Below are 5,082 nucleotides of genomic sequence, written 5' to 3' on the forward strand. Positions count from 1 at the left end.
AAAGGTAGAGCAAAAGTGGATTACTGCTTTGCCTAATTGGGCTTTAACTATGTCTCAACTTGATATCTTTTTTCCTGGTAGGTTAAAAATTGAGTTGAATTGAAAATGCGGTTTGACACACTTTTTTGAACGTTCCCTATTTTCAATTTGAGCAATTGTTCTATCTAATGCACGTATATATTGCTTGGATTGAAAATATGAGATGATTTTTTCTTTACATCTATCCTCATTGCCTTCGTACAAACTATTTCTTTTGAAACTGCTGTCATGTTCTTTGGCAATTTCTAATGCATGAACCAATACATTTTGCGCCTTCACACTACTTTCACAGTGACAGTTTCTGATTATGTGTACATACGCTCTTGCACTGGTATCTCCAGATTTATCTATATTGTACGCTTTAGCCAAAAAGACTAAATAGTCAAACCCTGCCCAAAGATAATACATTACCTTTGTTATAGCACTCCCCACAGAAAATAAAGCTGAGCGTGTGCAAGATAATTTACCATTGTTTTTAATTCTGTTCTCATATGAACGAAGGTATGCCTCTGTACTTTTTAAAATCCTATGTAAATCTTGTTCTGTCTTTTTGACATCAAAATCATTTATATCATGAACTTTTTCATACGTTTCTTTTATCAAATCACTAGAAAACTTCTTCAGAGCTGAATCATCAATATTTCCTAATGCATCAATATTTTTACTAATATAGATTTCTATTTTTCTTCCAAGTTCTTCTCCCATTCTATTTTTTAGCAACTTATTGTATTTATTAGTAGCTGGAAACAAAACTTTCTGACAAAATTTCTGTGGTTCGTTTTTAAAATTTGCTAAGATCTTATTCACAAATAGCTCAACTTTTTCACCTGCAGCAGCGAAAAACCATGATTGTCTGCTCTCATTATGCTCTCTATTTCTTCCAAGATTCTGTAGGGCTTCAGATGGATTATTGAACTGACTAACCGAATCTGCAAATATTGATGCAACATGATTATATTCACTATCAAATCCACGACCTTTCGATCCATCTATAACCGTTGTTAACGCATATTTAGCTAATGCATCAAAATCTCTTTTTTCATAATCACAATAAATAGTTCGATATTTACCTATTTGATTACGTATTATCGCTGAAAAGGGTCTATTTTCTCCAATACCAAGATCATTTTTCCCAATTCCTGCAAAGATACATTTATTTTGTTTGCAGAAATCAATGAGACTATGTAGTATACCTTCCTCTCTTTCCATGAGGTCATGGAGCTCTTTGCTTAAGCGCCAATTATCAACTATTAACCTGCATTGCTCATTATCACCTCGACGCAATGCTTTAATTACTAACTTGATTTGCGGTAAGAGCTTGTTTCTAGCAAATTGCTCACTAAAGCCTTTTCTCTCTAGGTAGCTTATAATATTGTTATCATTAGTGGTGCTAACATTCTTTTTAACATCTTCTATCAATCCACTCAAACCTTCTCTTCTTTTTTTTATCTAAAGTAATATTATCACACTTCATTAAATATGAGAGAGTAAGATCGATCATTGAATGCATTACTCTATATTTTAGATATTTAGCAGTACTACTGAAATCCACCTTTTCTTTTAATTCAGATATCTGCTCTTCTGTCAGACTAGGATGTTGCTTTTTAACGCAGCTTATAAAGTTCGCTTCGCGTAACTTGAGCCTATAGTCTTGATAAGATATCCCTTCAGGCTGAAATTTATTATACACTTCATAACGTGTACTACCTTCATATACTAAATTATCTCTACCCTGCAACGCAAAGTTAAGATTAACTATACTATTTACATCATCAGCTAAAAGCAGAGCACTTTCTCCAATTGGGCTTTGCACATTCCATCTTATAGAAGTTAATAAATCATCGGTATCAACAAGCTTATTGTAATTAAAAACTTCTTCGCTCTCTTCAACATATTCATGAGCTGGGCTCGATTTTTCTCTAGTAAATAAGCTACGCACGTTAGCAAGAAATCTAGAGAGCAGTTCTTTTGACTCTACACCAGTTGCTTTAGTTAGTACCCACCAAATTGGCAACATTACTATACCAAATATAAACATAGAAATTGTATAATATAAGTTTCCAATCAAAGCAGAATACAGCCAATGATCTGAAGTTAGACCAATTACAGCAGCAACATTACTATTTATAATAGGAAACAATACAGCTAAAGATATGATGGAGGTAGCAATATTCACGACTAATGCAAGAGTGAAATTTGCTCTCCTATTGGTTTTTGTAATAACACTTGCTGTTTCGATGGCGTTTCCAATACAACGTCTACTCAATCTTGTCGGGCTGATAACTTTTCCGCATCTATTTAAAATCCTTCTCTTTGGTGTTGCAGTTAGGTAAGTTGTAGGATAATCCTCATCAAGCTTGCACATATTCTCAAAATCCTGCTGCTTGTTAATACTGTCTGCTTCATCAACACTAATCCACAACTTGGTATTTTGGTCTTTAAATTTACGATCATTTTCTTGCTGTAATAACAGGTCATGTGTCACTATAATTGTTGTAGGTTTAGTTGCCTTCAGTGCATTTTTAATTTCCTCAGCAGTTTTAGGTGTCCTAATGTTTACAGTAAATGCACTACTCATCATTTTTTTAGCTTGGTTTACTAGATCACTGCTTGGTACTGCAACCAGATGATGAAATCCTGCTTGGGCTAGTACATGACTCAGTATTCCAATGTCGTAAGTCTTACCAAATCCAGTTTCTGCATCGATCATAACATTACAGTTAGCAATGGAAGGGTTTTTGAGATGTTCCAATATCCCTTTAACAACAGATTTACGACGTGCTACTATTATAGATTCCTTTGTATCATCAAGTTTTATAGATTCACCTTTTAGCTTGCAGTTGATTTTTTCTAAGCTACTTATAATACTTTGCCTTTCTTGATTACTGATAGAACTCACACATTACCCGCTATAATTATTACAATATTAATTGTATGTTAATTCAGTAAATTGTCAATTCTATGGACAAAAAGCTGATTTCAACTATCATATTAATATGAATATATGCCTCGGAATAATTACTTCTCCCCATGGAATCAAAGGAGCTGTCAAAATAAAAACCTTTACTGAAAAGCCCGAAAATATTTTCCTATATGGTGAACTAATAATCGGAAGTGAAAATTATAAAATAAGCTTGGTGTCTGTTGTCAGTAATAATTTAGTAATAGCAACAATTAGCGGTGTGAATTCCCGTAATGAAGCAGAGCTTTTAAGAAATAAAAAGTTATATATAGAAAGAGATAAGCTACCACAGTTAAATGATGAGGATGAATTTTACCAAGATGATCTTGTGAATATGGAAGTAAGACTAGAGAGTAATGAATTATATGGCTATGTGAAGTCTGTGAATAATTTCGGCTCGGGGGATATATTAGAAATTTTGGTTATCAGCACAAAAAAAAACATTATGTTATCTTTTACTAAAGAAGTATTTCCATACATCAACATGAAGGAAAGGTATATAGTAATCAACATGCCAGAATTCATTGGCCAATAAAAATTTTGATATTTGTATAAAGTTATTTATAATAATCAGACCAAATTAAAAGTGTAATTATGGCAGAAAGGGCTAATGATATCAGGCCAGGTCAGGTACTAGAACATAACGGTGGATTGTTTTTGGTTGTAAGTATTATGCATACTCAACCTGGTAAAGGTGGTGCATATATACAAGCTGAAATGAAAAATATCCAAACAGGAGCAAAGTACTATGAGAGGTTTCGCTCTGATGCAACAATCAGAAGGGCAATTTTAGATGAAGAGGAATATGTTTATCTCTTTACTGAAGGGAATATCGTAAATCTTATGCATCCAAGTAGTTACGAGCAGATTTTTATAAATTTAGACTTATTAGGGGAAAAGAAGGCTTATTTGCAAGATAATATGAAAATTAAAGTAGTAACTTATCAAGATAAAATAATTTCTGCACATGTGCCTGATCACGTTACACTAACTGTAAAAGAAACAGAGTCTGTTATCAAAGGGCAGACTGTTACTGCTTCTTATAAGCCTGCAATTTTGGAAAACGGAATACGTGTTAACGTGCCTCAATTTATAAAAGAAGGGGATAAAATTGTAGTACATACTCCTGATAACAGCTATTACGAAAGAGTAAAAGAGTAAATGGCCATTTCATCACCACGAATCAATGTGATGCTTGATTCTGTACGCAGTGCCTCCAAGCAGCTTATACGTGATTTTAATGAATTGCAAATTTCAAGCGTTAAGTCAGCAGACTTTATCAATAAAACTTATTCGAAATCCAAGCAACTTATATACGATTGCTTGAAAAACTACAACCAGAACTATGACTTTATTTTTGAAGACAATGTAGGCCAAGATCTAAAAGAAGGCAGTTATACTTGGTTTATTATGCCTATAGAAGGCAAGGAAAACCTTTTTAGTTGTATGGTTTATTTTGCAGTATCAGTTTGTCTCATTCATAAAAACAGAGTTGTAGCAGCTGTGATTGATGCTCCAGCCCTTAGAGAAACTTTCTGGGCAGAGGAAAAGAAAGGAGCTTTTCTTGAAGATTTCAAATCTCGCCATGTAAAAATGCGGATGAAAGCTCGTGAAGGGGGAATAATAGACATAAGTGGTAATTTGTTAAATAAATTACCACTTGACAATAATAATCTACGCTCCCTTGGCTCAACGGTACTAGGTTTTGCATATCTTGCTGCCGGAAGATACAATGGAATAATTTACTCTGGAATTAATAAATATAAAACTTCACTCGGTAGGCTTTTTCTGCAAGAAAGCGGTGGGAGATTAAGGGAAGATAACGCGCTTGTCATTGCTGGAGATATAAACTAAAGTTCATTCAAAAGAGCAAAAGTCACGTAGTGAAAATAATAAATGGTCTTACCTACCCCTCATTGCAGCAGGGTGGCAAGATAAGATAGACGAGAAAAGACAACTAAATGGTCAAGTAGACCCATTTCATACTCCTGTCATCTCAGTACCTTGCCTTTTTGTCATCCTATAGTATTTCCTAAAGTAAATGATAAAGGTATAATAAAGTATTTGAGTTATAATGGCAT

Annotated in this window: 5 protein-coding genes; 3 read left to right on the forward strand and 2 right to left on the reverse strand. The window is 33.8% G+C overall.

Annotated features, from left to right (window positions below; translation table 11 throughout):
• Window positions 1–54: 54 nt before the first annotated feature.
• Together JR312_RS05940 and JR312_RS05945 are read right to left on the reverse strand one after the other, a co-directional pair.
• Window positions 55–1,467 (reverse strand): hypothetical protein, encoded by a 1,413-nt coding sequence (locus JR312_RS05940; RefSeq protein ID WP_416647953.1) that lies wholly within the window; start codon window positions 1,465–1,467, stop codon window positions 55–57.
• Window positions 1,442–2,938 (reverse strand): DEAD/DEAH box helicase, encoded by a 1,497-nt coding sequence (locus JR312_RS05945; RefSeq protein WP_416647954.1) that lies wholly within the window; start codon window positions 2,936–2,938, stop codon window positions 1,442–1,444. Before JR312_RS05945 ends, JR312_RS05940 begins: the two co-directional genes overlap by 26 nt.
• 97 nt (window positions 2,939–3,035) lie before the next feature.
• Between JR312_RS05945 and rimM the strand changes: the two genes are divergently transcribed.
• From rimM to JR312_RS05960, 3 genes are read left to right on the forward strand one after another with little or no spacing between them, the layout of a single operon-like run.
• A complete protein-coding gene (gene rimM / locus JR312_RS05950; protein WP_006014540.1) occupies window positions 3,036–3,536 on the forward strand; it encodes a ribosome maturation factor RimM in 501 nt (166 codons plus the stop codon).
• Window positions 3,537–3,595: 59 nt separating this feature from the next.
• On the forward strand, window positions 3,596–4,162 hold the full coding sequence (gene efp, locus JR312_RS05955) for an elongation factor P (RefSeq protein WP_264330693.1): 567 nt from the start codon (window positions 3,596–3,598) through the stop codon (window positions 4,160–4,162).
• Window positions 4,163–4,855, forward strand: a complete 693-nt coding sequence (locus tag JR312_RS05960) for an inositol monophosphatase family protein (RefSeq protein WP_264330694.1) — start codon at window positions 4,163–4,165, stop codon at window positions 4,853–4,855. It begins immediately after the preceding gene.
• Window positions 4,856–5,082: the final 227 nt, after the last annotated feature.

It is taken from the genome of Wolbachia endosymbiont of Nasonia giraulti, from assembly GCF_048054155.1.
Taxonomy (GTDB): domain Bacteria; phylum Pseudomonadota; class Alphaproteobacteria; order Rickettsiales; family Anaplasmataceae; genus Wolbachia; species Wolbachia pipientis_C.

Excerpts from the sequence above, each read along its gene's own strand:
- efp (WP_264330693.1), top strand. The coding sequence starts at position 3,596 with ATGGCAGAAAGGGCTAATGATATCAGGCCAGGTCAGGTACTAGAACAT.
- JR312_RS05960 (WP_264330694.1), top strand. The coding sequence starts at position 4,163 with ATGGCCATTTCATCACCACGAATCAATGTGATGCTTGATTCTGTACGC.
- rimM (WP_006014540.1), top strand. The coding sequence starts at position 3,036 with ATGAATATATGCCTCGGAATAATTACTTCTCCCCATGGAATCAAAGGA.